This is a genomic window from Amycolatopsis sp. NPDC114478 (genome assembly GCF_055633805.1).
In genome coordinates, this window is record NZ_JBVKDO010000027.1 from 12,545 (window position 1) to 38,116 (window position 25,572).

Below are 25,572 nucleotides of genomic sequence, written 5' to 3' on the forward strand. Positions count from 1 at the left end.
ATTCACGAGAAAGTCACCAATACCGGCAAATCCGACAATGCGGCATCCGAGATCATTTGCGACCAATTGACATAAGTTGTCTACATAGCCGGCCTTCGTCGCCAACAACTCGAGGCCGGCCAGGCTGGACCCGGCCCGCTGGGCTCCAACGCGGCCAGGCGCGAGACCAGTAAATGACAGCGCCAGGGCCGCCCGCCGACGATGAGCGGCGCTCGCACCCCGAGCACGGAGCCGAGGAGGCCGCCCAGAGCGGCACCGATGGGTCCGGCGCCACAGTCGATCAGCCGGTAGCTGCTGGTGGCTCGGCCCATCAACTCGCGGGGGATGAGCTGTTGGCGGCTCACCACGGCCCGCACGTTCCACAGCATGATGCCGAACGCGCCGAGAGCGTAGGCAGTTGCGGCTACCGGGATGGACCAGGCGAACCCATGGGTACGCGGCAACGCAAGGTCTTCCTGAGCGTCACCATCGGCATGCTGATCGTGCTGGCTGCGGTCTTCACGCTGCTGCGGGTCTCACCCGACACCGGTGAGGCTGTCGACGTCGTCAGCACGGTACTGATGGTGGCCGGAGGTGTTGTGCTTGTCGGCGCGCTGATCGTTCTCCTGCGCAATCGCAGGACGTAACTGAAGCAAGAGCACAGAGGAACGCGCCGGGGCAGTGGTTCTTCGAACGCATTCGCTGCTCCGCCGTCTCCTCGAACATAGGGACGAGCCGTTGACTCGCTTGATTTCCGACTTTGTATGCTGATCGCCGTTCCAAGCGACTGGGGGTTGGCGAGTGCGGATCGTGATGACGTTGCTGGTGCGCGACGAGGCCGACATCGTGGCCGCCACGGTGGAGCACCATCTCGCCGCGGGAGTGGATTTCATCGTGGCGACGGACAACGGATCCGTCGACGGCACCACCGAAATCCTGGAACGCTACCGCGACGCCGGGGTACTCGAGCTGCGGCACGAGCCAGGCCGCGACTACGAGCAGGCCCGATGGGTCACGGCGATGGCCCGGCGCGCGGCGGAGTCGCACGGCGCCGACTGGGTGATCAACGGCGATGCCGACGAGTTCCTCTGGCCCGGCACGGCCACCGATGTCAACCGCACCGCCATCCCGGACGCGCTGGCCACCATCGACAGCCGATGCGGCACCGTGGAGATGGTCCGCGACAACCTCGTGGCCGACCCCGCCCGCAAAGGCCCGTGGCCGTCGACGCACGTCCTGCGCGACACACTGGCGTTGTCGGCTCGGGGTACCCGGATCGGGAACAAGGTGTGCCACCGAGCCGACCCCGGGGTGACGGTCGGCTTCGGCAACCACAGCGCGACCGGGGTTCCGGGCGGAGTTGCCGCCGAGCGGCCATTGGCGATCCTGCACGTGCCCGACCGCGGGCTGGAACAGTTCACGCGCAAAGTCGCCAATGCGGGTTCCGCGTTTGCCGCCAACACGCGACTTGACCCGGGTATCGGGTGGCACATGCGCGAGGACTACCAACTTCTGCTCGACGACGACCTGGCGCGAGCCTGGGCTCAGCGGCAGCCGGACGCGGCCGCCGTCAGCGCCGGCCTCGCCGAGGGAACCCTCGTCCGCGACAGCCGGCTCACGGACCGGCTTACCGAACTCCTGCCGACCGCGGTCATCCCCGACGCTCTGAAAGACGTCCTCCGCGAACCGTAGCCTCAGCGGGCGCGGACCTCATCGAGGCGAAGGCGTCGACACCGGGCAACAAAGGGTCCTGGCGTTCGCATCCGGTCATGCCGACGAGCGTGAGTCGTGGGGACCGGGATACTGCCTCATCCCCGCCACGCGTACCAGGCGGCCGCACCCGCGGTGTTGCTCACGATCTCTGCCGAGCGGCGCATTCCGCCGCGCAGTGCGGGTGGTGCCGACGTCGATGATCATCGCGCGGCGACGTGTTCCACAGGGGGAGGCGGCGAGTTGTCGCTGCCCGTGGCTGGTCGGGCCCGCCACAGCGAGATGCCCAAGCCGATCAACGCCACTCCGGTCGGAACGGCCAACGGCCGGTTGAACGACTCCGGGAGCACCGCGAGCGCGACCGTCGCGACAGTGCCCGCGGCCAGCAGTGCCGACGCCCACCGGGCGAGGACGCGGGCCCGGAACAACGCGATTCCGAACAGGCATCCACCCGCGAGATAACCGACGGAGCTGACCGCGATGACGGTCTGCATGCCGCCGATGCCATGGGTTGCGGTGCCGCCGAAGGCGACGGCGAGGACATCGGCGACATAGCCGGGCGCCGTGGGTGCCAGCGCGGGCAGAACGGCGGCGGCGACGACCTCGATGCTGAACATGAGCAGGTAGCCGACGGCGAACAACGCGTAGCCGAGGAAGCCGAGAATTCCCGTCCGTCGGACTTGACGCAGGTACATGCCGGTGATGCCGGCGAGCGCCAGCGCGGCCATGAGCGCTTTCGCCGCGCTGCGCACGGCCCAGTCGGTGGTGGTGACCAGCGAGACGTCCATGGCCGGGTGGCCGATCTGGACCGCGATGAACAGTGCCCCCGCGATCGCGGCAGCGATTCCGGCGGCCTGCGAAAGGCTCCTTTCACTGGGCGCCAAGGAGAACTGCTTCGTCTTGCCGGGTCTTGGCGTGGCGCTCATGCCTTGCTCCTCCGAGCGGAATAGGAGGTATACAACGTACACCTTTACGACACTCAAGCTAGGCGTACGATGTACACCTGTCAAGACCGGACCCCCGTCAGGAGGTGGAGGACCCCGATGCAGGACACCGCCGCGGCCGGCGGCCGGGAGCGGCTCAACCGCGCCAAAGTGCTGGGCGCCGCCGTCGAACTGGCGGATGAAGGCGGCTTCGAGGCCCTGACCATGCGCAGGCTCGCGGCCCGGTTGAGCGTCGTACCCATGGCGCTCTACAAGCACGTGGCGGACAAGCGCGAGCTCCTCGACGGCATGGTCGACCTGGTCTTCGCCGAGGTCGAGGTACCCGTCGACGTCGGCTGGCGGACCGCCATGCACCGCCGTGCGGCGTCGATGCGGCTGGCTCTGCTCCGCCACCCGTGGGCGGTCGGCCGGATGGAGACGGGCACTCCGGGACCGGCGAACCTGCACCACCACAACGCCGTGATGCGATGCCTCCGCCGTGACGCGGGCTTTCCCTTCCGCATGGCCGTGCACGCGTACAACCTGATGGACGCCTACGTCTACGGGTTCGCTCTCCAGGAGAAGAACCTCGCCGGCGACATCCCGGCGGAAGCCGCGCGGCGGCAGGAAGCCGTCGTGGACCGGCAGCCGTCGGGACTCGAGGACTACCCCTACCTCGCGGAGGTGGTCACCGAACTGGCGAAGACCGGGTTCACGTTCGCCGACGAGTTCGAATTCGGGCTCGACCTCATCCTCGACGGCCTCAGCCGGATGCCTCAGCAAGCCTCCGGCGCCGCGCCATGACCACATCGACCCCACACCAACGTCCGCTCATGCCGAGCTGAGTGTGCTGACTTCGGCTACGGGCAGACGTTGCGCCGCCTGGGCCGCCGCGCCCGCGCGGACGTCGTGCTGACGGCGGCCCGTGACGGCTTCGCCGCGATGGGCGCGACGACGTACGTCGAGCGGTGCGACCGCGAGCTGAAGGCGGGCGGGGTGCACCTCGCCCGCTCCGGCTCGCGGTTGACACCGCAGGAGGAGGCCGTCAGCCGGCTGGTCGCCCAGGGGTGGTCGAACAAGGAAGTCGCCGCGGAGCTGTTCCTTTCGGTTAAAACCGTGCAGTACCACCTGACCCGGGTGTACGCGAAGCTCGGCATCCGGTCGCGGACCGAGCTGGCGGCCCGGTACGGCGTCGAAGGGACTTCTTAGCCGAGGCTTTCGTACGGGTCGTCCGGAACCGGCGCGGGCTGGGCCCGCGCTACGTCGAGGAACGGGATGGTGCCGCCGTTCACCGGGTCCTTCGCCTGCGCGGGGGTGAAGGCGCCGGTGACCTCCAGCCACGAATCGGGCTGCAGCACCGGGGGCACCTGCCCGGTCAGGCCGACCTTGACCGGCTGCGCGTCCGCGGCGCAGCAGTTGAGGAGCATGCGGATCAGGTAGGGCGCGCCGTCGTGGTCGAACGCCACGAACCCGGTGAGCGTGACGGTGCGCCCGGCCAGGGACCGGCCGTGGTCGTAGACCGCGCGGTCCGCGTAGCCGATCACCGTCAACGGGACCGGGTTGCCGGCCGGGAGCGGGGCGACGATCCGCGGCGCGGTCACCGCCGTGCCCGTGCGCATCGCGCTGTAGGAGCCCAGCGCCGGGGGCGCGGCGAGGACCAGCGCGAACACCGGCAGCACCAGCAGCCACGAGATCCGCGGCCCCGGCGGCCCGGCCGGGCGGCGCCGCGCGTACCGAACGGTGGCGACGGCCGCGACCACCAGCATCACCCCGGCCGCCAGCACCAGCGGGCGCAACCCGGCCTTGACGTAGCGCAGGTACAGCCCGGTCGCGCCGGCGTGGAGCAGGACCCCGCCGACGAGGAACAGCAGGATCGCCTGCACCGTGCGGTTCACAGCAGCACCGCGCCGGTCAGGACCGCGGTCCCCGCGGCCACGACGAACGTCACCGGCGCGAACCGCAGCGCGAACCCGCGGCCGAACGTCGCGGCCTGCATGCCGAACAGCTTCAGGTCGATCATCGGGCCGACGACCAGGAACGCCAGCCGCGCCGTGAGCGAGAACTGCGTCAACGAGGACGCGACGAACGCGTCGGCCTCCGAGCAGATCGACAGCAGCACGGCGAGCACCGACAGCGCCAAGACCGCCACCACGGGGTTGCCGGCCGCGGCGTACAGCCAGCTCGAGGGCACCACGGACTTGAGGGTGGCGGCGGCCATCGCCCCGCCGACGAGGAACCCGCCCGCGTGCATGACGTCGTGGCGGACCGAGCCCCAGAACGCCTCGCCGCGGCCCTCGCCGGCACCGTGCGCGTGCGCCCGGGGCCGCAGCCAGTCCGGCCGGCCGAGCCGCTGCCACAGCCAGCCCATCACGCAGGACGCCGCGAGGCTCGCCGCGAACCGGGCGACGACCATCCGCGGCTGCCCGGGGAACGCGACCGCGGTCGCCGTCAGCACCACCGGGTTGATCGCCGGCGCCGACAGCAGGAACGCCACCGCGGCCGAGGGCGTCACGCCGCCGCGCACCAGCGCGCCGGCCACCGGCACCGACGCGCATTCACACCCCGGCAGGACCGCCCCGGCCAGCCCGGCGACCGGCACCGCCAGCGTCGGCCGTTCCGGCAGCACGCGGGTGAAGAACGACGGCGGGACGAAGACCGCGAGCCCGGCCGACAGCAGCACGCCGACGACCAGGAAGGGCAGCGCCTGCACGACCACCGCCACGAACACCGTCAGCCAGCTCTGCAGCACCGGGGTGGCCAGCAACCGCCGCACCGGCCCCTGGGCCAGGAACCCGAGCAGCAGCACCAAGGTCAAGATCAGGACCGGGTCGACGTTCCAGCCCGCTTGCCCGCGCCGGTCCCGGTCTTCGTCGATGGCAGTCACCACAGGCTCCCGTACTTCCGCTCCGTACCCCGTTCCTGACACGGACGGCGGCGCCACGGGGTTCACCGCGCCCGGCCCGACTAAAGTCGCGGGCGGTTCGCGACGAAAGTCGGCCACGCACACCCGCCGATTCGTCCCGATCGGGCGGGAACGGGCCGCGCTAACCGATTGGTCCGCGGGCCATTCGGCGCAGTCCCGGCCGGGCAATTGATTGCCCCCCTTCGGAAAGGGACCGCCGGCGCCCGGCGGAATGTATAAACAGGACACCCATGGGTCCCCCGTCCGCACGACTTCCCTCCAGGAGGGCTCGATGCGCCGTCCACCCCGAAGAATCCTCGCCGTCGCCGGCTTCGCGGCACTGGCGTTGACCACCCCCGCGCTCCCGGCCACCGCGGCGTCCGCCACGAGCACCACCGTCCACCCGACGGCCCGCGTGTGCGCGCAGACCGCGAAACCGGGCATGGCAACGTGTTTCGCCGAACGCCAGACCGACACCATGCGCGCCGCGCTCGCCCCCAACGCCTTGCCGAGCGGGTTCGGGCCGAGCGGGCTGCGCTCCGCGTACAACCTCACGGCGAGCGGCAGCGCGTCGGCCACCGTGGCCATTGTGGACTCCAACGACGACCCGAACGCCGAAGCCGACCTCGCCACCTACCGGTCGACCTACGGCCTGCCCGCCTGCACCACCGCGAACGGCTGCTTCAAGAAGGTCAACGAAAACGGGCAAAGCAGCCCACTTCCGACGGCGGACAGCGGCTGGGCCGGTGAGATCTCCCTCGACGTCGACATGGTCTCGGCGATCTGCCCCAACTGCCACATCCTGCTCGTCGAGTCGAACCAGCCGAGCATGGCGGACCTCGGCACCGCGGTGAACACCGCCGTTTCCCTGGGCGCCAAGTACGTCTCCAACAGCTACGGCGGCAGCGAGGACGGCACCGAGAACACCTCCGACTCCAGCTACTTCCACCACCCCGGCGTCGCGATCACCGCGAGCACCGGTGACAACGGCTACGGCATCAGCTACCCGGCCTCGTCGCAGTACGTCACCGCCGTCGGCGGCACCTCCCTCACCCAGGGCGGCGGCACCCGCGGCTGGACCGAAACCGCGTGGAGCGGCGCGGGCAGCGGCTGCTCGACCAGCGTGCCCAAGCCGGCGTTCCAGAACGTGACGACCGGGTGCGCCAAGCGCGCCAACGCCGACGTCTCCGCGGTCGCCGACCCGCAGACCGGCGTCGCGGTCTACCAGACCTACGGCGGCAGCGGCTGGGCCGTCTACGGCGGGACCAGCGCGTCCTCCCCGATCATCGCGTCGGTCTACGCGCTCGCCGGCACCCCGGGCGCGTCCGACACGGCCGCCGCCTACCCCTACTCCCACGCGGGCAACCTCAACGACGTCACTTCCGGCAGCAACGGCAGCTGCTCGACGACCGTGCAGTGCCAGGCGGGCCCCGGCTGGGACGGCCCCACCGGGCTCGGCACGCCCAACGGGACCGCCGCCTTCACCGCCGGGACGTCCTCCGGCGGGGTCACCGCGGCGAACCCGGGTAACCAGAGCAGCGTCACCGGGACCGCGGTCAGCCTGCAGCTGTCGGCGTCCGGCGGCAGCGGCGGCTACACCTGGACCGCCACCGGCCTGCCCGCCGGGCTGTCGATCAGCTCTTCGGGGCTGATCTCCGGCACCCCGACCACGGCAGGGACGTACTCGGTGACCGCCACCGCCAAGGACTCCTCCGGCGCCACCGGCAGCACGACGTTCACGTGGACCATCACGTCCCCGGGCGGCGGCTGCTCAGGCCAGAAGCTGGCCAACCCCGGCTTCGAAAGCGGTGCGACGGCGTGGACGGCGTCCAGCGGCGTGATCACCACGTCCGCCGACGGTGAAGCGCCGCACTCCGGCACGTACCTCGCCTACCTGAACGGCTACGGCACCACGCACACCGACACGCTCTCGCAGGCGGTGACCATCCCCAGCGGGTGCCACGCTTCGCTGAGCTTCTACCTGCACATCGACTCGGCGGAGACCACGACCACGACGCAGTACGACAAGCTGACGGTCAAGGCCGGGTCGACGACGCTGGCGACCTACTCCAACCTGGACAAGGCGACCGGCTACCAGCAGCGCACGGTCGACGTCTCGGCGTTCGCCGGGCAGACCGTGACGCTGACGTTCACCGGCACCGAAGACTCGTCCCTGCAGACGTCCTTCTGCGTCGACGACACGGCGGTGACGCTGAGCTGACTGCGTGAGCGAGGTAGACCGTCCGCAATGGACGGTCTACCTCGCTCACCGGGCCGCCCCCAGTGACCCGCGGTACCAGGCGGCCGCCTCGGCGAGGCGCGGGCCGAAGCCCGGGCCCGGCGAAACGCCCGTCAGGGCCCAGATGCGGGTGCTGTCGTACCAGTGGTCCCGCGTGAGCAGGGAGTACTGGTGGTCGGTGAGGGCCGGGAGGGCCGCGCGCGTGCGGTCCCGGTGCTCGGTCAGCGAGAGGTCCGCGACCGGTACCGGCAGGTCGAGCAGCTCGCACACGGCCGTGATGAGGCCGCGCAGCCGGACCGGGTCGGGGTCGGCCACGTGGTAGACCTCGCCCGTCCCGCCGGTGCCGGGGTTGAGGGCGAGCACCACGATCGCGGCGGCCAGATCGGCGACCGCCACGAGCGAGGTGCGGGCCTCGCCGCCCGCCGCCCACGCGGGCACCGCGCTGATCCACCGGGCCAGCGCGGGCACGACGTGCCGGTCACCGGCCCCGTGGATGAGGTGCGGCCGCAGCACAACCCCACCGGCGGCGAGGACGAGCCGTTCACCGGCCAGCCTGCTGCGGCTGGTGGCGGACGCGGGCCCGGTCGCGGGCGCAGACCCGCCGGCCGGGTCGAATTCGCCCTCCGGCCCGCCGGCTTGCGAACCCGGGGTCGAGTCCGGCCCGCCGCCGGTCGGCGACCCTGGAGCAAACCCCAGCCCACCGCGACCTGCTGGCGAACCCGAACTGAACTCGCTCTCCCGCCCATCGCGACCGGCCAGCGCCCCCAGATCGGGCCCCGACCCGCCGCGACCGACCTCCAACGCTGGGTCCGTCCCCGGACCGGACCCAGCCCCCTTACCCCCGTGCTCGCTCGCCGGTTCCAGCGCTCCCCGGTGCACCCCGTCCCGGTAGACCGCGCAGGTGCTCAGGTACAGCACCTCCGCCGTGCCCGCTCGGCGGGCCTCCGCCAGGAGGTTGGCCGTGCCGTCCTCGTTGACGGCCGTGCACAGCTCCTGGTCACCCCCCACCTGCGAAGCGAGGTGCACCAGCGTCGTGATGCCGGTGCACAGCCCCACCAGGCCCGCCGCGTCGGTGACGTCGCCGCGCCAGGTCGTCACGCCCGCGTCGGTCATCCACCCCGGCAGCGGACGACGGGCGAGGACGCGGACCCGCGCGCCCTCGCCGCGGGCGACCAGCTCGCGCAGCACCGCCGTGCCGACGAAGCCGGTCGCGCCGGTGACCAGGAGGTCCTGCTCACCGGTTCTCACGACAAGTGCAGTGCCAGCGTGCAGCTCGCGGCCGTGGCGCCCTTCTGACGGACGTCGACCCGCACGGTCCGGGTGCGGCCCGGGCCGGCCGGGTCCGCGTCGACCACCAGCAGGCACTCCGAATCGAACTCGACGTACGAGTCGAAGCGGAAGTCCGCGCGTTCGGGCAGCGCGTACGGGTCGCCGACGGCCAGCAGCGCCGCCTGGCGCGCCCCTTCGAGGAGCACCATGCCCGGCACGTGGTCGACCGGGTGGTCGAAGAGCACCGCGTGGTCCGGGTCGAAGCGCAGCGCCCACGTGCCGTCCGTCGGCGTCGCCGCCACCAGGACGTCCTCCACGCGGTCGCGGCCGACCGAGGCCGGCACGACCGCGGGCAGCACCTCGGCCTGGAACGGCGTCGCCGCGAAGTGGTCGCCCCGCACCCGGCGGTAGACCGCCGAGGACACGCAGCGCCAGCGCTCCGACGCCGTGCCGATCAGGCGCCCGTCGCGGAAGCACTCGAAGTCCAGCCGCATGCCGCCGACGTTCTTGCCCCGGAACTCGACCTCGTGCGCGCTGACCCGCAGGACCACGTCGACCGGCCGGCCCCGGGTGGCCAGGCCCTGCTCGTCGACGTCGTACGCCTTGTGGTCCGACAGGAAGCTGTGGCTGAGCGGAACACCGTACGCACGGTGCGCGATCAGCAGCGCGGCCTGGCGGACGGTCTCCGCGTAGAGCATCGGATCGTGGAACACGGGCGTCCGCGGCCCGAAGAAGCTGTGCCGGCGCGGCCACTGCGCACCGACTTCGAACCGGCCTTCGCCGAGGATGTTCAGGTCGGTGACGAAAACTTCCGAGACGGCCGCGCGGTGCACGAGGCTCCGCGGAATCGTTTGCTGGAAGTCGACCGAGCTCACCGACGGGATCGTGTCGATCTTGGTTTCCGGTATTTCGCGCACAGACTCCTGAAGCATCATGCCGACCATGACGGTCCTCCTAGAATGTCCAACCCCAGTACCCCAGTGCCCCCCGCATCAGTTTTAGCGGAATCGGACACGTAAAACCATACCAACCGAGCGGTTTTTTTTGATGGCTTTCCCGGCCCTGGGGACGTAGACTGTCCCTCTGACCCGGGAGTACCGCCGAATGGTCTACTGTGGACTGATCGGCCAGAGTGAGAGGGGCTGACGTGGCTCGCCAAGAGCGTGCGGAGCAGACACGGAACGCGATCCTCGAGGCGGCCGCCTCGCGGTTCGACGCCGTCGGCTTCCTCGGCGCGAGCCTCTCGGACATCCTGACGGAGGCGGGTGTCACGAAGGGTGCGCTGTACTTCCACTTCAAGTCGAAGGAAGACCTCGCCGACGCGCTGATCGACGAGCAGTTCACCGTCTGGGACCCGCTCGCGGAGATCGAGAACCCGGGGCTGCAGACGGTCATCGACCTGACCCAGGAGATGGCGGCCAGCCTGCAGTCCGACGTGCGCGTCCGGGCGAGCATCCGGCTGGTCATCGAGCAGGGCTCGTTCATCGCGCCGGCGGGCAGCGCGTACAAGCGGTGGATCGACACGATCCACGGCTGCCTGCTCGCGGCCAAGGCCGCGGGCGACCTGCGCAAGGAAGTCAACGCGTACGACCTGGCGGTGTTCGTGCAGGCGTCCTTCACCGGGATCCAGCTGAGCTCCCAGGTGCTGACCGGCCGGATGGACCTGCTCGAGCGGGTGACGTTCATGTGGACCACGATCTTGAGCTCGGTGGTCCCGCCGCGGCGGTTGCACCGGTTCGTCCCGGAGGGGACGGCGCAGGTGACGGCCGCGGTCTGAGGTTTCGCGGGAACGGGCGGTCCGGTGGGTTGCGGGCCGCCCTTTTTCACGCCCTGGCGCAGGGCGATGGGGCAAGGTGGATCGGCCGGGTCGCTCGGCGGTGTGCCGGGCGAGCCGGATCCTCAGGTCCGGGCCGCGCGGGCCGGGGCCGCGGCCGGGCGGTCGGACAGCTCCAGCAGCCGCCACAACTTGCCCAGTGTCGAGGCCAAGTCGCTGTCCGGGACCACGATCCGGCTCGACACCACCGACTCCAGACCCACGCACGTCACCACCACCAGCAGCTCCGCGGTCTCGATCGGCACGTCCGCGCCCAGCTCGCCGCCGGCCAGTGCTTCCGTCACGTACTCGTGGACCTGCGCCAGCCACGTGCGGGAAAACACCACGAACCGCTCGTCCACCGACCCCATCTCGCGGGCCATGCGGAAGCTGGCGCCCACCTTGGGGTCCGCGTCGAGCCAGTGCATCAACGCCCGGCTCAGGTCCGCCAGCCTCGGCAACGCCGGGCGGGACACCGCCAGCTGCCTGCTCACGTGCTCGCGCAGGACCGCCGTCGCCGCTTCCTGGACCTCGTCGCAGATCTCGTCCTTGGACGAGAAGTGGAAGTACAGGCCGCCCTTGGTGACGCCCGCCGCCTGGGCGATGCCCACCATGCTGGTGGCCGCGTACCCGTCGCGGTGCAGCAGCTCGGCCGCGGCTACCAGCAACAGGCGCCGCGTGTGTTCCGAGCGTGCCTGCTTGGTCACCGTCGGTCCCCTCCGCTCGAGCCGTCCGGCGCAGGGACCCTGCGCGTCCCGATCATGATTACATACCAACCGCCCGGTTTACAACTAGGGGAACCCCAGAAACCGGCCCCAGACAACGGAGTTCGCGACCGCTCACAGAACAAACCGACCGACCTCCCGGTTTTGTCTTGAAAACCGGGAGGTCGGTTTAGTACGCTGCCGGAGTGGGACCGGGCAGTTGGGCGCTGGAGGACAACACTGGGGGCGCCGGGCCGGGCAGATCCGATCGACGCGGACACCGGAGGGCACTGGAAATGGACTACGGGATACTGGGGCAGATCAGAGTCGAAGGGCGGCCTGGCGTGAGCGCCCCGCGGGCACGCAAGATCGAGACGCTGCTCGCCGTGCTGCTGGTCAAGCGCAACCAGGTGGCGACCACCGAACACCTCATCGGCGAGCTCTGGGGAGAGCACCCGCCGGCCCGCGCGAGCGCCGCGCTGTACGTCTACGTCTCGCAGCTGCGGAAGCTGCTGCGCGGCACGGGTGACGACGCCGACGACAGCCCCGTCGTCACCAGCCCGCGCGGCTACTCGCTGCACGTCAAAGACGGCGAGCTCGACGCCGACCGATTCACGCGCCGCTACGACCGCGGCCGGGCCCTGTACTGGGACCGCAACTACAAGGAGGCCGCGGCCGTCCTGCGCGAAGCCGCGAATCTATGGCGCGGTGAGGCGTTCGGCGGCTTCACCGACTCCCCCGACGTCCAGGCCTACGCCACGCTGCTGGAGGAAAGCCGGCTGGAGTGCCTGGAACTGCTGATGGAAACCGAGCTGCTGATCGGACGGCACCGCGAGGTCGTCGGTCAGCTGTCCGCGCTGGCGAAGGAACACACCCTGCGCGAGACGTTCTACGAGTACCTGATGACCGCCCTGCTGCGCTCGAACCGCCGTGCGGAGGCCCTCGAGACCTTCGCTTCCGCCCGGCAGCACCTGGTTCAGCAGCTGGGCATCGAGCCCGGCAGTTCGCTGCGGAAGCTGCACCACAGCATCCTCGTCGGCGAGATGTCGGACGCGGTCTGACCCGGTCCGCGTCCGGCCCCAGCGGCCCGGTCCTCCGCCATCAGCGGAGGACCGGGCCGCTTCTACGTCAGCTGCGGTAGAGCGACACGACCGGCGAGCCGCACGCGGCGGCCTCGCCGTACCAGCCACCCCAGCGGCTGTCGAGCGCCAGCTCGGCCAGCTCTGCCATGAGGTCCAGCTCCGACGGCCACACGTACCGCAGCGGCACCCGCGCGTCGGCCAGGAACAGCGTCTGACGCGCGCAGTCGTGCCCGGTCACCAGCGGGTGCGAAGCCCAGCGGGCCGGGTCGGGGTGGTGGCCCTGCACGACGAGGGCGCCGCCGGGCCGCAGCAGCGCCGCCAGCTTGCGGACCGCGCGCACCTGCTCCCGCTGCACGAGCAGCCGGGAAAGAACGTCCGCACCGGCGTACACGACGTCGAAACGCTGCACGGGCAAGCTGTCGAAGCCCGCTTCCGTGACGGCGTACCCCAGTTCCGCGAGCTCGTCCGCCACCGGGCCCGCGTTCAGGACGAGCACCCGCGGGCGGCTCGCGACGCGGTCGGCGACCTCGGCGAGGAACGCCGCTGCGCCGGCCGGATCGGCCGCAAGCGGGGCGGACCACGGGTCGAGCGTCACGGCCGGGTTCTCGGCGATGCGGGTCGGCATCGGGGCCACCTCACTTCACGGACTGGTCGGATCTCCTCTACGCAGAGTGCCCGACCGACCTAAAGTCGACCTTGCGCGCACGAAAGCGGCCCGTGCGCGGGGCACGGGCCGCTTCGGTGACGCAGGAACGCTCAGCCGCGGGAGCGCTGGTGGAACTTCCGAATCGCGAGGTACGCGGCACCGGCGGTGATGACGCCCCACCAGGCCAGCGCCAGCCAGCCGGTCGAGCCCAGGTCCGTGCCGTTCATCAGGCCGCGGACGGCGTCGATCAGCACCGTCACCGGCTGGTTGTCGACGACGGCCCGCAGCACCGACGGCATCGACGCCGTGGGCACCAGCGCGCTCGTGGCGTAGGGGATGAACACGAGGATCATGCCCAGGCCACCCGCGCCCTCGACGGTCTTGGCGATCGACCCCAGCAGCGTGGCGAGCCAGAAGATGCCGGAGGCAAACAGCACCAGCAGGCCGATCGCGCCGAGCCAGCCGAGCACGCCGCCCGCCGGGCGGAACCCGACGGCCAGGCCGACCGCGACCATCACGACGAGGGAAAGCATGCTGCGCAGCACGCCGGAGACGACGTGGCCGACGAGGACGGCCGGGCCGGCCATCGGCATCGAGCGGAACCGCTCCACCAGGCCCTGGGTCAGGTCCGCGGCCACGCCGACGACGGTCGTCGTCGAGTTGAAGCCGATGCTGACGACCACCAGGCCGGGCACCAGGTAGTCGATGTAGGCCATGCCGGGCAGGTTGATGGCCCCGCCGAACATGAAGCGGAACAGCAGCAGGAGCACGATCGGCAGTGAGACCGCCTGGATCAGCATCTCCGCGTTGCGGGCGATGTGCTTGACGTTGCGCCCGATCAGGACGCGGCAGTCGGACAGCGCCAGCGCGAAGGACGAGCGGCTCGGGGTGTCGGGGATCTGCGTCCCTTCGACCTCCCTGGACAGGGTCTGGGTCATCGCTTCTCTCCCGCGGTTCCGGTAAGGGTGTGGAAAACGTCGTCCAGGGTCGGCTCGGAGAGCTCCAGCCCGGTGGTCTCGAGGCCCGCGTCGGCGACCCGGTTGAGCACCAGCCGGACCTGGGCGGGCTGGTCGATCCCGACGCTGACGGTGTCGTCGGTCAGCACGCCGCCGGTGACGTCGTGCGCGCGCGCCGCCTCGGCGGCGGTGGCGAAGGTGAGCTTCAGCCGCTCGGTCCCCACCTTGCGCTTCAGCTCGGCCGCCGTGCCCTCGGCGACCACGCGGCCCTTGTCGATCACCGCGATCCGGTCGGCGAGCTGGTCGGCTTCCTCGAGGTACTGCGTGGTGAGCAGGATCGTGGTGCCGCCGTCGAGCAGCTCGCGGATCGCGTCCCACATCGCCGAACGGCTGCGCGGGTCGAGACCGGTGGTCGGCTCGTCGAGGAACAGCACCGGCGGCGAGGTGATCAGGCTGATCGCCAGGTCGAGCCGGCGGCGCATGCCACCGGAGTAGGTCTTGACCGGGCGGTCGCCGGCCTCGGACAGGTCGAACTGCGCGAGCAGCTCGGTGGCGCGGCTCTTGGCCGCTGGCGTGGCCAGGTGGAACAGCCGCGCCATCATCTCCAGGTTCTCGCGGCCGGTGAGCAGCTCGTCGACCGCGGTGTCCTGGCCGGTGAGGCCGATCTGCTCGCGCACCTTCCGCTTGGGCCCGGCGAGGTCGTGGCCGTTGATCGTCACGGTGCCGCCGTCGGCGTCCAGGAGGGTGCTGAGGATCCGCACCGTCGTGGTCTTGCCCGCGCCGTTCGGGCCGAGCAGCGCGAACATCGTGCCGCGCCGCACGCTCAGGTCGACGCTTTCCAGGACGTCCACGTCGCCATAGGACTTGCGCAGCCCCCGTGCTTCGATTGCGTAGCCGGTGACCATGGGTTACCTCTCCTCGTTCGGGTCAAGATCGTGGTGAAGCCGGGGAAACCACTTCTTTCGGGGGTTCCGGGTGGCGGAGCCCCCGGCCCGGGGCGAAGCTCCGGATGTCGCTGTCCGTACCAGTGGGCCACATCCGGCTTGAGCCGGGCAATAATGGCCGGGCCGGGCGAAGTTAGGGGTCGACTAATCGTCGTCACCACCGCCGATCGCCATGCTGATCAGCGCGTCGGTGTCGAGGTCGTCGATCGTGGCCTCTTCGACGGCTTCCGGCTCTGCGGTTTCCTCGGGCAGGCGGACGCCCGCCAGTTCCAGCAGGCCGTCCAGGAGCCCGGCGGCGCGCAGCTTCTCCAGCGGGATGCCCGCCAGCGCCTCGCGAACCCCTTGCTCGGTAACGGCTTCCTCGACAACCTCGACCTCGGCCGGGGCCAGTTCGCCGACCAGGTGCTCGGCGAGGACCCGCGGGGTCGGGTAGTCGAAGATCAGGCTCACCGGCAGCTTCAGGCCGGTGACGAGGCTGAGCTTGTTGCGGAACCCGGTGGCGGACAGCGAATCGAAGCCGACCTCGTTGAACGAGCGGTCCGGTTCCACCGCCTCCGGCCCGGCGTGCCCCAGCAGCGTCGCCGCGTGGGTGCGGACCAGCGTCAGCACGGTCGGGACGCGCTTGGCCACCGGCAGGCCCGCCAGTTTGCGAGCCAGCGACTCGGTGTCCTCGGCCGCGTCCTGCGCCGCGCGGCGACCGGGGGTGCCGGCCAGGCCGCGTAGGACGGCGGGCAGGTCGTCGTCACCCGACGACGCCAGCACGCGGGTGTCCAGCGCGATCGGCACCAGCAGCGCCTCCGCGCCGCCGGCCGCCGCGTCCAGCAGCCGCAGTCCGTCCTCAGTGGACAGTGCGGTGATGCCGGTCTCGCCGATGCGGTGCGCGTCCGCGTCGTCCAGGGCTTCGCCCATGCCGTCGGCCCAGAGGCCCCACGCCAGCGACGTCCCGGCGAGGCCGTCGGCCCGCCGCCGGGCGGCCAGCGCGTCGAGGAACGCGTTGGCCGCGGCGTAGCTGCCCTGCCCCGGTGCGCCGAGGACGCCGGCGGCCGAGGAGAACAGCACGAACGCGCTGAGGTCGGAGTCCCGGGTCAGTTCGTCGAGCACCGAGGCCGCGTCCGCCTTGGGGCGCAGCACCGTGTCCAGGCGCTCCGGGGTCAGCGACGTCAGGACGCCGTCGTCGAGGACGCCGGCCGCGTGCACCACGGCCCGCAGCGGCGTCTCCGCCGGGATCCCGGCCAGCAGCGCCGACACGGCGTCGCGGTCGGCGACGTCGCAGGCGGCGATGGTGACGTCGGCGTCGAGTGCGGCCAGCTCGGCCGCCCCGGGCGCGTCGGCGCCCCGGCGGCTGACCAGCAGCAGGTTGCGCACGCCGTGCTCGGTGACCAGGTGCCGGGCCACGGCCGAGCCCAGCGCGCCGGTCGCGCCGGTGACCAGGACCGTGCCTTCGGCGTCCCACACCGGGGCCGCCACCGCGTCGGGCGCTTTGGCCAGCCGCGGCACCAGCACCGTGCCGGCCCGCAGCGCCACCTGCGGCTCGTCGGACGCCGCCACCGCGGCGAGCGTCCGGCCCGCCGGCGTGCCCGCGCCGAGGTCGACGAGGGTGATCCGGTCCGGGTGCTCGGCCTGCGCCGAGCGGACCAGGCCGGCCACCGCGGCCCCGACCGGGTCGGGATTCTCGTCCGTCTCGGTCGCCACCGCGCCGCGGGTCACGACGATCAGCGACTCCCCCGGTCCGGCCAGCCAGGACTGCAGCAGGCCGAGCACGCGGTGCAGTTCGGTGTGCAGGTCGTCGCCGGCCACCGGGAGCACGGCCGGGCCGGTCGCCTCCGCCTTGGCTCCCAGGGCTTCGGTGAGACCGAAGGCGTCGGTACCCAGCACGGACCAGTCGGTGACCTCGGCGACCGCGTCCAGCTCGGTGGGTTCCCAGGCGACGCGGAACAGCGTGTCGCCGCCGCCGGCCGGCGCGGGCTGCGGAACGGCGGACATCGGGCGCAGCAGCAGCGACTCCACCGACGCGACCGGAGCCCCGGCGCCGTCGGCGATGTCCAGCGCGACCGCGCCGGTGCCGACCGGCCGGACGTGGACCCGCAGCGTCGTCGCGCCGACGGCGTGCAGGCGCACGCCTTCCCACGCGAACGGCAGGGCGGGTTCGCTGCCCGCCGCGCCGGAGACGCCGATGGTGTGCAGCGCCGCGTCGAGCACGGCCGGGTGGACGCCGTAACGGTCCACATCGGACACCGAAGCCGGGAGCCGGATCTCGGCGAACGCCTCGCTGTCGCGCTTCCAGGCCGCGACGAGCCCGCGGAACGCCGGACCGTAGGCCAGCCCGTCGGCCGCCAGCTCGTCGTACGTGCCGTCCAGGTCGACCTGCTCGGCGCCGGCGGGCGGCCAGGCCGTCAAGTCGAAGCCCGCCTTCGGACCGGCCTTGGCGAGCTTGCCGGTGGCGTGCCGCGTCCACGCGCCGCTCGCGCCCTCGGTCCGCGAGTGCACGCTGAACGCGCGGGTGCCGTCGGCGCCGGGCGCCTCGAGGGCGAACTGGACGCGGACGCCGGTCCGCTCCGGCACGACCAGCGGGTACTCCAGGGTCAGCTCGTCCAGCCGCGGGCAGCCCGCCTCGTCGCCCGCGCGGATCGCCATCTCGACGAACCCGGTGCCGGGGAACAGGATCGCGCCGCCGACGACGTGGTCGGCCAGCCACGGGTGGGTGCCCACGGACAGCCGTCCGGTGAACAGCAGCCCGTCGGCGCCGGCCAGTTCGAGGGCCGCCCCGAGCAGCGGGTGGTCCTCCTGGCTCACCGCGCCGGTGGTGCTCTCCAGCCAGAAGCGCTGCCGCTGGAACGGGTAGGTCGGCACCGCGACCGGCCGGGCGCCGGTGGGCTCGTACACCGAGTTCCAGTCGACGTCGACGCCGCTGACGTGCAGCTGCGCGATACCGGTCAGGGCGGCGACGGCTTCGTCGTTCTCCTTGTGCAGCAGGGAAGCCACGACCTCCGGCCGTTCGTCGAAGCACGCTGCCGTCATCGCGGCGAGCGTCGTGTCCGGACCCAGCTCCAGGAACCGGTTGACGCCCTCGGCCGCGGCCCGGGTGACCGCGTCGGCGAACCGGACGCCTTCGCGCACCTGCTGGACCCAGTACTCCGGCGAGGTCAGGTCGGCGCCCTCGGCGACCGTCGAGATGACCGGGATCCGCGGCGACGCGTAGGTCAGCTCCGCGGCGATCGCGCGGAACTCCTCGAGCATCGGCTCCATCAGGCGGGAGTGGAAAGCGTGCGACACCTTCAGCTGCTTGGTGCGCTCGAACTTCGCCGCCACCGCGGCCACGGCGTCGGCCGCTCCCGAGATCACGACGGAGTTCGGCCCGTTGACCGCGGCGATGTCGACGCGGTCGTCGCGCACCGCGTCGGGCGTCGCTTCGATCGCCACCATCGCGCCGCCGGTCGGCAGCGCCTGCATCAGCGCACCCCGGGCGACCACCAGCTTGGCCGCGTCCGCCAGGGAGAACACGCCCGCGCAGTGGGCCGCGGCGATCTCGCCGATCGAGTGGCCGAGCAGGACGTCCGGCTTGACACCCCACGACCGCACCAAGCGGAACAGCGCGACTTCCAGCGCGAACAGCGCGGGCTGGGTGTACCGGGTCTCGTCCAGCTCGCCGGTGACCGAGCGGATCGGACGGTCCAGATGCCGGTCGACCTCCGCGCAGACCTCGTCGTACGCGGCCGCGAACGCCGGGAACTGCTCGGCGAGCCGGGCCCCCATGCCGACGCGCTGCGCACCCTGACCGGCGAACAGGAACGCCGTGCGTCCGCCCGCGGTAGCGATGCCGCTGACGACGCCGCGCGCCTCCTCTTCGTCGACCAGCGCGGCGAGACCGCGGACGAACTGCGGTGAGCGCTGCCCGATCAGCACCGCGCGGCGGTCGAACGCGCCGCGCGTGGTGGCCAGCGAGAAGCCGATGTCGGCGAGGCTGCCCTCCGGGTCTTCGTCCACATAGGACATGAGCTGTTCGGCCTGGGCGCGCAACGCCGCCGCGCCGCGGCCGGAGACCGGCCACGCGACCGGGCCGTCGTGGTCGTGCCCACCGCCGGTCACCTCGCGGCGGTCGCCCTCCTCCAGGATGACGTGCGCGTTGGTGCCGCTGACGCCGAACGACGAGACGCCGGCCCGGCGGATGTGCCCGTTGGGCAGCCACTTCACCGGCTCGACCAGCGGCCGGATGCCACCGGACGACCAGTCGATCTCACTCGACGGGCGGCCGACGTGCAGCGTCGCGGGCAGCTCGCCCTGGCGCATGGCCATCACCATCTTGATGACACCGGCCGCGCCGGCCGCGGCCTGCGTGTGGCCGAGGTTCGACTTGACCGAGCCGATCCACAGTGGACGGTCGGCCGAGGTCTCCTTGCCGTAGGTGGCCAGCAGCGCCTGGACTTCGATCGGGTCGCCCAGCTTCGTGCCGGTGCCGTGCGCCTCGACGGCGTCGACGTCGGCCGCGGTGATGCCGGCGTCGGCCAGTGCCGCGCGGATCACGCGCTGCTGCGCGGGGCCGTTGGGCGCGGTGAGGCCGTTGGACGTGCCGTCCTGGTTGACCGCGCTGCCCTTGAGCACCGCGAGCACCGGGTGGCCGAGCCGCCGGGCCTCGGACAGCCGCTCCAGCACCAGCACGCCGACGCCCTCGGACCAGGTGGTGCCGTCGGCGTCGTCGGAGAACACCTTGCAGCGGCCGTCGGCGGCCAGCCCCTTCTGGCGGCTGAACTCGACGAACGTCTCCGGCGTCGCCATCACGGTCACCCCGCCGGCGAGGGCCAGGGAGCAGTCGCCGCCGCGCAGGGCTTGGGCCGCCATGTGCATCGCGACCAGCGAAGACGAGCACGCCGTGTCGACGCTGACCGCCGGGCCCTCGAGGCCGAGGGTGTAGGACACCCGGCCGGTGACGATCGAGCCGGCGCTGTTCGCGCCCACGTAGTCGTGGTACTGGACACCCGCGTAGACGCCGGTCGGGCTGCCCTTGAGCGAGGTCGGGTCGATGCCCGCGCGCTCGAGGGCCTCCCAGCAGGCCTCCAGCAGCAGCCGCTGCTGCGGGTCGATCGCCGGGGCTTCCTTCGGCGAGACGCCGAAGAAGGTGGCGTCGAAGTCGCCGGCGTCGTGAACGAACCCGCCGCGGGCCACGTAGGTGGTCCCGGGGCGGCGGCCGGTCGGGTCGAGGAGGCCGTCGACGTCCCAGCCGCGGTCGGCCGGGAAGTCGCCGATGGCGTCGCGGCCGCCGGCGACGAGGTCCCACAGCTGCTCGGGCGAGGTGACCCCGCCGGGCAGGCGGCAGGCCATGCCGACGATCGCGATGGGCTCGTCGGACGCCTTGGACGACGCCGTGGCGATCTCTGCCACGCCGCCCGTCAGCTCGGTGAGCAGGTGCGCGGCCAGCGCCGACGGCGTCGGGTTGTCGAAGATCAGCGTCGCGGGCAGCCGCTGCCCGGTGGCCGCGGTGAGGCCGTTGCGCAGCTCGATCGCGGTGAGCGAGTCGAAGCCGAGCGACTGGAACTGCGCGGCCGGCTCGATCTCGTGCCCGCCGCCGTAGCCGAGGACGGTGGCCGCGTGGCCGCGGACGAGGTCCAGTACGGCGTCGGCCCGGTCGGCCTCCGGCAGGGCGCGGACGCGGGCTGCGAAGGAGTCCTCGGCCGCCGCGGACGCACTCGCCGCGACGCGCCGGGTCGGCCGGCCGGTCAGCTCCTCCAGGGTCTTCGGGATCCGGTCCAGCTTCCGCAGCGCCGGCAGGTCGAGCTTGACCGGTACGACGGCGGCCTGGCGGGACGCCAGCGCGCGGTCGAAGAGGTCGAGAGCGTCCGAAGTGGACAGTGGCACGATGCCGCCCGAAGCCAGGCGCGTAACCTCGGCCTCGGTCAGGGTGCCACCCATGCCGCCGACCTCACCCCACAGGCCCCAGCCCAGGGACAACGCGGGCAGGCCGTGCGCGACGCGGTGGGCGGCGAGGCCGTCGAGGAACGCGTTCGCGGCGGCGTACCCGCCCTGGCCCGGCGCGCCGAGCACGCCGGACACCGAGGAGAACAGCACGAACGCCGAGAGCGCGGTGTCGCGGGTCAGCTCGTGCAGGTTCAGCGCGCCGTCGGCCTTCGGCCGCAGCACGGTGTCGAGGCGCTCGGGCGTCAGCGCGGTGACGACGCCGTCGTCGAGGACGCCGGCGGCGTGCACCACCGACGTGAGCGGGTGCTCGGCCGGGATCGCGGCCAGGACCCGGGCCAGCGCGGCGCGGTCGGCGACGTCGCAGAGCGCGATGTCGACGTGCACGCCCAGCTCGGCACCCAGGCCCTCCAGCGCGGGCGTGCTGCGGCGGCTGACCAGCAGGAACCGCCGGACGTCGTGCTTTCCGGCCAGGTGCCGGACGAGCGCGCCGCCGATCGCGCCGGACGCGCCGGTGACCAGGACCGTGCCGCCCGGGTGGAAGTACGCCGGTTCGGCGGCCGCCGAGGTGCGCACCAGCCGCGGGACGAGGACCGCGCCGAAGCGGACGGCGGCTTGCGGTTCCCCGGTGGCGAGGACCTGCCCGACGACCTCGGCCGCGGTGCTCACAGTGCTGTCCACGTCAAGGTCCAGGAGCACGAACGTGTCCGGGTTCTCCTCCTGCGCCGAGCGCACGAGACCCCAGGCCGCAGCCGCGGCGACGTCCGTGACGCCCCCGGCCGCCGCGACGGCACCCCGGGTGACGACGACCAGGCGCGCGTCCTCCGGGTGCTCCTCGGCGAGCCAGTCCTGCAGCGCGACGAGCACGCGGTGGGTCAGCTCGTGGGTGTCGGTGTCCGCGCACTCGATGACCTCGACGTTCGAGACGTCCACAGTGGACTCGGCGGCGATGCGCTGCCACTCGACCCGGTAGAGCGGGGCCTCGGTCGCGACCGGCGCGGTGAACGTGCGGAACACGGTTTCGGCGACGGTGGCGACCGGCGCCCCGGTGGAGTCGGCGAGGGCGACCGCGAAGCCGTCCTCGGTGGTCGGCGTGAACTTGACCCGCAGCGCCGAAGCGCCGGTGGCGTGCAGTTCGACGCCGGTCCAGCAGAACGGGACGCGACCGACTCCGCCGTCGCCGCCACCCGCGACGCGCAGGGCGTGCGTGCAGGCGTCGAGCGCGGCCGGGTGCAGGCCGAAGCGCTCGGCGTCGCTGTCCTCGGGCAGGGCGACCTCGGCGAAGACCTCGCGGCCACGGCTCCAGACCGCGCGCAACGAGCGGAAGAGCGGGCCGTAGGTGAGACCGGTGCCGGCGAAGTCGTCGTAGAGGCCGTCGATCGCGACGGGCTCGGCGCCGGCGGGCGGCCACTCGGTCAGTTCGGTCCCGCGGTGCGCCTGCGGGGCAACGGTACCGTCGGCGTGCGCCGTCCACGGCTCGTCGGTGTCCTCGAGCCGCGAGTGGACGCTGACGGCGCGGACGCCGTTCTCGCCCGCGGCCCCGACCGTGACCTGCACCTGGACGCCACCGCGGTCCGGGATGACCAGCGGGCTGCCGAGCGTCAGTTCCTCGATGCGGCCGCAACCGACCTGGTCGCCGGCGCGGATCGCCAGCTCCAGGAAAGCCGTGCCGGGCACGGTGGCGACGTCGCCGAGCCGGTGCTCGTCGAGCCACGCGTGGGTCTCGAGCGAGAGGCGGCCGGTGAGGACGACGCCGTCGGTGTCGGCGAGCGCGACGGCCGCGCCGAGCAGCGGGTGCCCGGCGGAGGTGAGGCCGGCGGCGGACACCTCGTCGCGGTTGGCGCGGGCGTCGATCCAGTAGCGCTTGCGCTGGAAGGCGTACGTCGGCAGGTCGACGCGCCGGGCGCCGCGGCCGGCGAAGACCGCGGCCCAGTCCGGGGTCAGGCCGCTGACGTACAGCTCGGCCAGCGCGGTGAGCGCGGTGGCGGGCTCGGGACGGTCCTTGCGCAGGACTGGCACGACCACCGTGTCGAAGCTCTGGCGAGCCAACGCGGACAGCACGCCGTCCGGCCCGACCTCGACGAACCGCGAGACGCCCTGGGCGCTCAGCGCGGTGAGGCCGTCGTGGAACCGGACGGCCGCGCGGACGTGCGAGACCCAGTACTCCGGTGTGGCGACCTCTCCCCCGGCGAGCGCGCCGGAGACGTTGGAGACCAGCGGGATCTCGGGCTGGGCGTAGGTGAGCGTGCGGGCGACCTCGCCGAACTCGGCCAGCATCGGCTCCATCAGCGGCGAGTGGAACGCGTGCGACACCTTGAGCTTCGACGACTTGCGGCCCTCGAACTGCGCGACGACGGCGGTGACGGCGTCCTCGGTGCCGGACAGCACGACGGAGTCGGGACCGTTGATCGCGGCGATGCTGACGCCGTCGGTCAGGTGCGGCGTGACCTCGTCCTCGGTCGCCTGCAGCGCGACCATCGCGCCCCCGGTCGGGAGCGCCTGCATCAGCTTCGCGCGGGCGGCGACCAGCGTGCACGCGTCCGCCAGGGACAGCACCCCGGCGACGTGCGCGGCGGCCAGCTCGCCGACCGAGTGGCCGAGCAGGAAGTCGGGCTCGATGCCCCATGAGGACAGCAGCCGGAACAGCGCGACCTCGATCGCGAAGAGCGCGGGCTGGGTGTAGCCGGTCTGGTTGATCAGGCGCGGCTTGTCGAAGACGACCGTCTTCAGTGGACGGTCGAGGTGCGGGTCCAGTTCCGCGCAGACCTCGTCGAACGCAGCGGCGAACACCGGGAATGCGGCGGCCAGCTCGGCTCCCATGCCCGCGCGCTGCGCGCTCTGGCCGGAGAACAGGAACGCGGTCCGCCCTTCGACCAGCTCGCCGGCTTCCACGGTCGTAAGACCCGCCTTGCCGTCGAAAACCACCGCACGGTGGCTCAGCGGCGAGCGTGACGTCGCCAAGGAGAACCCGATGTCGAGTGCCGAGGCGTCCACATCGGACAGCCGGGCGGCCTGCGCCTTCAGAGCGGCGGCACCGTGCCCGGAGAGGGGCCACGGCACCGGCACGTCCGCCGGCCAGCTCGGCGTGACGTCCTCGACGTCGATGGCGGGCGCTTCCTCGATGATCACGTGCGCGTTGGTCCCACTGACACCGAACGAGGAAACCCCGGCGCGGCGCGGCTTTTCGCCCGCGGCCCACGGCCGCTGCTCGGTCAGCAGCTCGACGTTCCCGGCGGTCCAGTCGACCTCGGTGCTCGGCTCGGTGACGTGCAGGGTCTTCGGCAGCAGGCCGTTGCGCAGGGCCTGGACCATCTTGATCACGCCGCCGACCCCCGCCGCGCCCTGGGCGTGGCCGATGTTCGACTTGATCGAACCGAGCCACAGCGGGCGGTCGCGGTCCTGGCCGTAGGTGGCGAGCAGGGCCTGCGCCTCGATCGGGTCGCCGAGCGTGGTGCCGGTGCCGTGGCCTTCGACAGCGTCCACATCGGACGCCGAAAGCTGCGCGTTGGCCAACGCCTGGCGGATGACGCGCTGCTGGGACGGCCCGTTGGGCGCGGTGAGGCCGTTGGACGCGCCATCGGAGTTGACCGCCGTGCCGCGCACGACGGCGAGGATCGGGTGGCCGTTGCGGCGCGCGTCGGACAGCCGCTCCAGCAGGAGCGTGCCCGCGCCCTCGGCCCAGCCGGTGCCGTCGGCGCTGTCGGAGAACGGCTTGCAGCGGCCGTCGGCGGCGAGGCCGCGCTGGCGGCTGAACGCGACGAACGGGCCGGGGCGCGACATCACCATGACGCCGCCGGCGAGCGCCAGCGCGCAGTCACGCTGCCGCAGCGCCTGCACGGCCAGGTGCAGCGCGACCAGCGACGACGAGCACGCCGTGTCGATCGTGATGGCCGGGCCCTCCAGGCCCAGCGCGTAGGCGATCCGGCCGGAGATGACCGAGCCGGCGTTGCCCGTGCTCAGGTAGTCCTGCACCTCGCCGGCGAGCACCGCCGGGGGCAGCTCGTCGTAGTAGTCCTGGTCGCCGCTGCCGAGGAAGACGCCGACCTGCTGCTTGGCCAGCGAATGCGGGGCGATGCCGGCGCGTTCGAAGGTCTCCCAGGCCAGCTCCAGCGTGAGCCGCTGCTGCGGGTCCATCGCGAGCGCCTCGCGCGGCGAGATGCCGAAGAAGGGCGCGTCGAACTGGGCGACGTCGTGGATGAAGCCGCCCTCGCTCACGTAACTCGTGCCGGGGCTGTCGGGGTCGGCGTCGAACTTGGTGTCCAGGCCCCAGCCGCGGTCGGCCGGGAACGGCCCGATCGCGTCGCGGCCCTGCGCCACCAGCTCCCAGAGGTCCTCCGGGGAGCGGACGTCGCCCGGGTATCGGCAGCCCATCGCGACGATGGCGATCGGCTCGGCGTCCGCGGCTTCGACCTCGCGCAGCCGCTCCCGCGTCTCCTGCAGGGTGGCGGTCACCCGCTTCAGGTAGTCGACCAGCTTGCTTTCGTCAGTCATCGTGGAC

At 72.2% G+C, this 25,572-nt stretch carries 17 protein-coding genes; 7 read left to right on the top strand and 10 right to left on the bottom strand.

All coding sequences use genetic code 11. From position 1 onward, the window contains the following. The first annotated feature begins 173 nt into the window (after nt 1-173). Nucleotides 174-626, top strand: coding sequence for a hypothetical protein (locus ACZ7OH_RS44555; RefSeq protein ID WP_470286450.1), 453 nt, complete (start codon nt 174-176; stop codon nt 624-626). A gap of 154 nt (nt 627-780) precedes the next feature. Beyond that, a complete protein-coding gene (locus ACZ7OH_RS44560; protein ID WP_470286451.1) occupies nt 781-1,671 on the top strand; it encodes a glycosyltransferase family 2 protein in 891 nt (296 codons plus the stop codon). A gap of 221 nt (nt 1,672-1,892) precedes the next feature. Here the strand turns inward: ACZ7OH_RS44560 and ACZ7OH_RS44565 are convergent, their stop codons facing one another. Continuing rightward, nucleotides 1,893-2,615, bottom strand: a complete 723-nt coding sequence (locus ACZ7OH_RS44565; RefSeq protein WP_470286452.1) for a hypothetical protein — start codon at nt 2,613-2,615, stop codon at nt 1,893-1,895. 117 nt (nt 2,616-2,732) lie between these two features. Here ACZ7OH_RS44565 and ACZ7OH_RS44570 point away from each other — a divergent pair, with 117 nt between their 5' ends. Continuing rightward, on the top strand, nt 2,733-3,416 hold the full coding sequence (locus tag ACZ7OH_RS44570; protein WP_470286453.1) for a TetR/AcrR family transcriptional regulator: 684 nt from the start codon (nt 2,733-2,735) through the stop codon (nt 3,414-3,416). A gap of 69 nt (nt 3,417-3,485) precedes the next feature. Further along, nucleotides 3,486-3,821: a helix-turn-helix domain-containing protein gene (locus ACZ7OH_RS44575; RefSeq protein WP_470286454.1), complete on the top strand. Its 336-nt coding sequence runs from the start codon at nt 3,486-3,488 to the stop codon at nt 3,819-3,821. On the opposite strand, the gene ACZ7OH_RS44580 is transcribed toward ACZ7OH_RS44575, so the two are convergent. Both ACZ7OH_RS44580 and ACZ7OH_RS44585 read right to left on the bottom strand, forming a co-directional pair. Beyond that, complete coding sequence (locus tag ACZ7OH_RS44580) at nt 3,818-4,507, bottom strand: TIGR03943 family putative permease subunit (RefSeq protein WP_470286455.1); 690 nt, start codon at nt 4,505-4,507, stop codon at nt 3,818-3,820. The two genes, ACZ7OH_RS44575 and ACZ7OH_RS44580, sit on opposite strands and share 4 nt — an antisense overlap. Further along, on the bottom strand, nt 4,504-5,496 hold the full coding sequence (locus ACZ7OH_RS44585; RefSeq protein ID WP_470286456.1) for a permease: 993 nt from the start codon (nt 5,494-5,496) through the stop codon (nt 4,504-4,506). Before ACZ7OH_RS44585 ends, ACZ7OH_RS44580 begins: the two co-directional genes overlap by 4 nt. Before the next feature lie 310 nt (nt 5,497-5,806). On the opposite strand from ACZ7OH_RS44585, the gene ACZ7OH_RS44590 reads away from it, so the two are divergent. Continuing rightward, nucleotides 5,807-7,735: a putative Ig domain-containing protein gene (locus ACZ7OH_RS44590; protein WP_470286457.1), complete on the top strand. Its 1,929-nt coding sequence runs from the start codon at nt 5,807-5,809 to the stop codon at nt 7,733-7,735. Between the two features lie 45 nt (nt 7,736-7,780). On the opposite strand, the gene ACZ7OH_RS44595 is transcribed toward ACZ7OH_RS44590, so the two are convergent. Together ACZ7OH_RS44595 and ACZ7OH_RS44600 are read right to left on the bottom strand one after the other, a co-directional pair. Beyond that, nucleotides 7,781-9,001 carry an NAD-dependent epimerase/dehydratase family protein gene (locus ACZ7OH_RS44595; protein ID WP_470286458.1) on the bottom strand — a complete coding sequence of 407 codons (1,221 nt, stop codon included), beginning with the start codon at nt 8,999-9,001 and terminating at the stop codon, nt 7,781-7,783. Beyond that, complete coding sequence (locus ACZ7OH_RS44600; RefSeq protein ID WP_470286459.1) at nt 8,998-9,939, bottom strand: ScbA/BarX family gamma-butyrolactone biosynthesis protein; 942 nt, start codon at nt 9,937-9,939, stop codon at nt 8,998-9,000. Before ACZ7OH_RS44600 ends, ACZ7OH_RS44595 begins: the two co-directional genes overlap by 4 nt. A 230-nt stretch (nt 9,940-10,169) precedes the next feature. Between ACZ7OH_RS44600 and ACZ7OH_RS44605 the strand changes: the two genes are divergently transcribed. Next, entirely contained in the window at nt 10,170-10,799 is a 630-nt protein-coding gene (locus ACZ7OH_RS44605; RefSeq protein WP_470286460.1) for a ScbR family autoregulator-binding transcription factor, read from the top strand. A 122-nt stretch (nt 10,800-10,921) separates the two neighbouring features. Here ACZ7OH_RS44605 and ACZ7OH_RS44610 read toward each other — a convergent pair whose 3' ends face one another. Next, nucleotides 10,922-11,542, bottom strand: a complete 621-nt coding sequence (locus ACZ7OH_RS44610; protein ID WP_470286461.1) for a ScbR family autoregulator-binding transcription factor — start codon at nt 11,540-11,542, stop codon at nt 10,922-10,924. Between the two features lie 341 nt (nt 11,543-11,883). Between ACZ7OH_RS44610 and ACZ7OH_RS44615 the strand changes: the two genes are divergently transcribed. Beyond that, a complete protein-coding gene (locus ACZ7OH_RS44615; RefSeq protein WP_470286462.1) occupies nt 11,884-12,600 on the top strand; it encodes an AfsR/SARP family transcriptional regulator in 717 nt (238 codons plus the stop codon). Nucleotides 12,601-12,667: 67 nt separating this feature from the next. Here the strand turns inward: ACZ7OH_RS44615 and ACZ7OH_RS44620 are convergent, their stop codons facing one another. From ACZ7OH_RS44620 to ACZ7OH_RS44635, 4 genes are all read right to left on the bottom strand, one after another. Next, nucleotides 12,668-13,246 (bottom strand): methyltransferase domain-containing protein, encoded by a 579-nt coding sequence (locus ACZ7OH_RS44620; RefSeq protein WP_470286463.1) that lies wholly within the window; start codon nt 13,244-13,246, stop codon nt 12,668-12,670. Nucleotides 13,247-13,377: 131 nt separating this feature from the next. After that, entirely contained in the window at nt 13,378-14,205 is an 828-nt protein-coding gene (locus ACZ7OH_RS44625; RefSeq protein ID WP_400902589.1) for an ABC transporter permease, read from the bottom strand. After that, nucleotides 14,202-15,128 (bottom strand): ATP-binding cassette domain-containing protein, encoded by a 927-nt coding sequence (locus ACZ7OH_RS44630; protein ID WP_470286464.1) that lies wholly within the window; start codon nt 15,126-15,128, stop codon nt 14,202-14,204. Before ACZ7OH_RS44630 ends, ACZ7OH_RS44625 begins: the two co-directional genes overlap by 4 nt. A 183-nt stretch (nt 15,129-15,311) precedes the next feature. Then, nucleotides 15,312-25,565, bottom strand: a complete 10,254-nt coding sequence (locus tag ACZ7OH_RS44635) for an SDR family NAD(P)-dependent oxidoreductase (protein WP_470286465.1) — start codon at nt 25,563-25,565, stop codon at nt 15,312-15,314. Nucleotides 25,566-25,572: the final 7 nt, after the last annotated feature.

Excerpts from the sequence above, each read along its gene's own strand:
- ACZ7OH_RS44630 (WP_470286464.1), bottom strand. The coding sequence starts at position 15,128 with ATGGTCACCGGCTACGCAATCGAAGCACGGGGGCTGCGCAAGTCCTAT.
- ACZ7OH_RS44570 (WP_470286453.1), top strand. The coding sequence starts at position 2,733 with ATGCAGGACACCGCCGCGGCCGGCGGCCGGGAGCGGCTCAACCGCGCC.
- ACZ7OH_RS44620 (WP_470286463.1), bottom strand. The coding sequence starts at position 13,246 with ATGCCGACCCGCATCGCCGAGAACCCGGCCGTGACGCTCGACCCGTGG.
- ACZ7OH_RS44590 (WP_470286457.1), top strand. The coding sequence starts at position 5,807 with ATGCGCCGTCCACCCCGAAGAATCCTCGCCGTCGCCGGCTTCGCGGCA.
- ACZ7OH_RS44555 (WP_470286450.1), top strand. The coding sequence starts at position 174 with ATGACAGCGCCAGGGCCGCCCGCCGACGATGAGCGGCGCTCGCACCCC.
- ACZ7OH_RS44635 (WP_470286465.1), bottom strand. The coding sequence starts at position 25,565 with ATGACTGACGAAAGCAAGCTGGTCGACTACCTGAAGCGGGTGACCGCC.
- ACZ7OH_RS44625 (WP_400902589.1), bottom strand. The coding sequence starts at position 14,205 with ATGACCCAGACCCTGTCCAGGGAGGTCGAAGGGACGCAGATCCCCGAC.
- ACZ7OH_RS44565 (WP_470286452.1), bottom strand. The coding sequence starts at position 2,615 with ATGAGCGCCACGCCAAGACCCGGCAAGACGAAGCAGTTCTCCTTGGCG.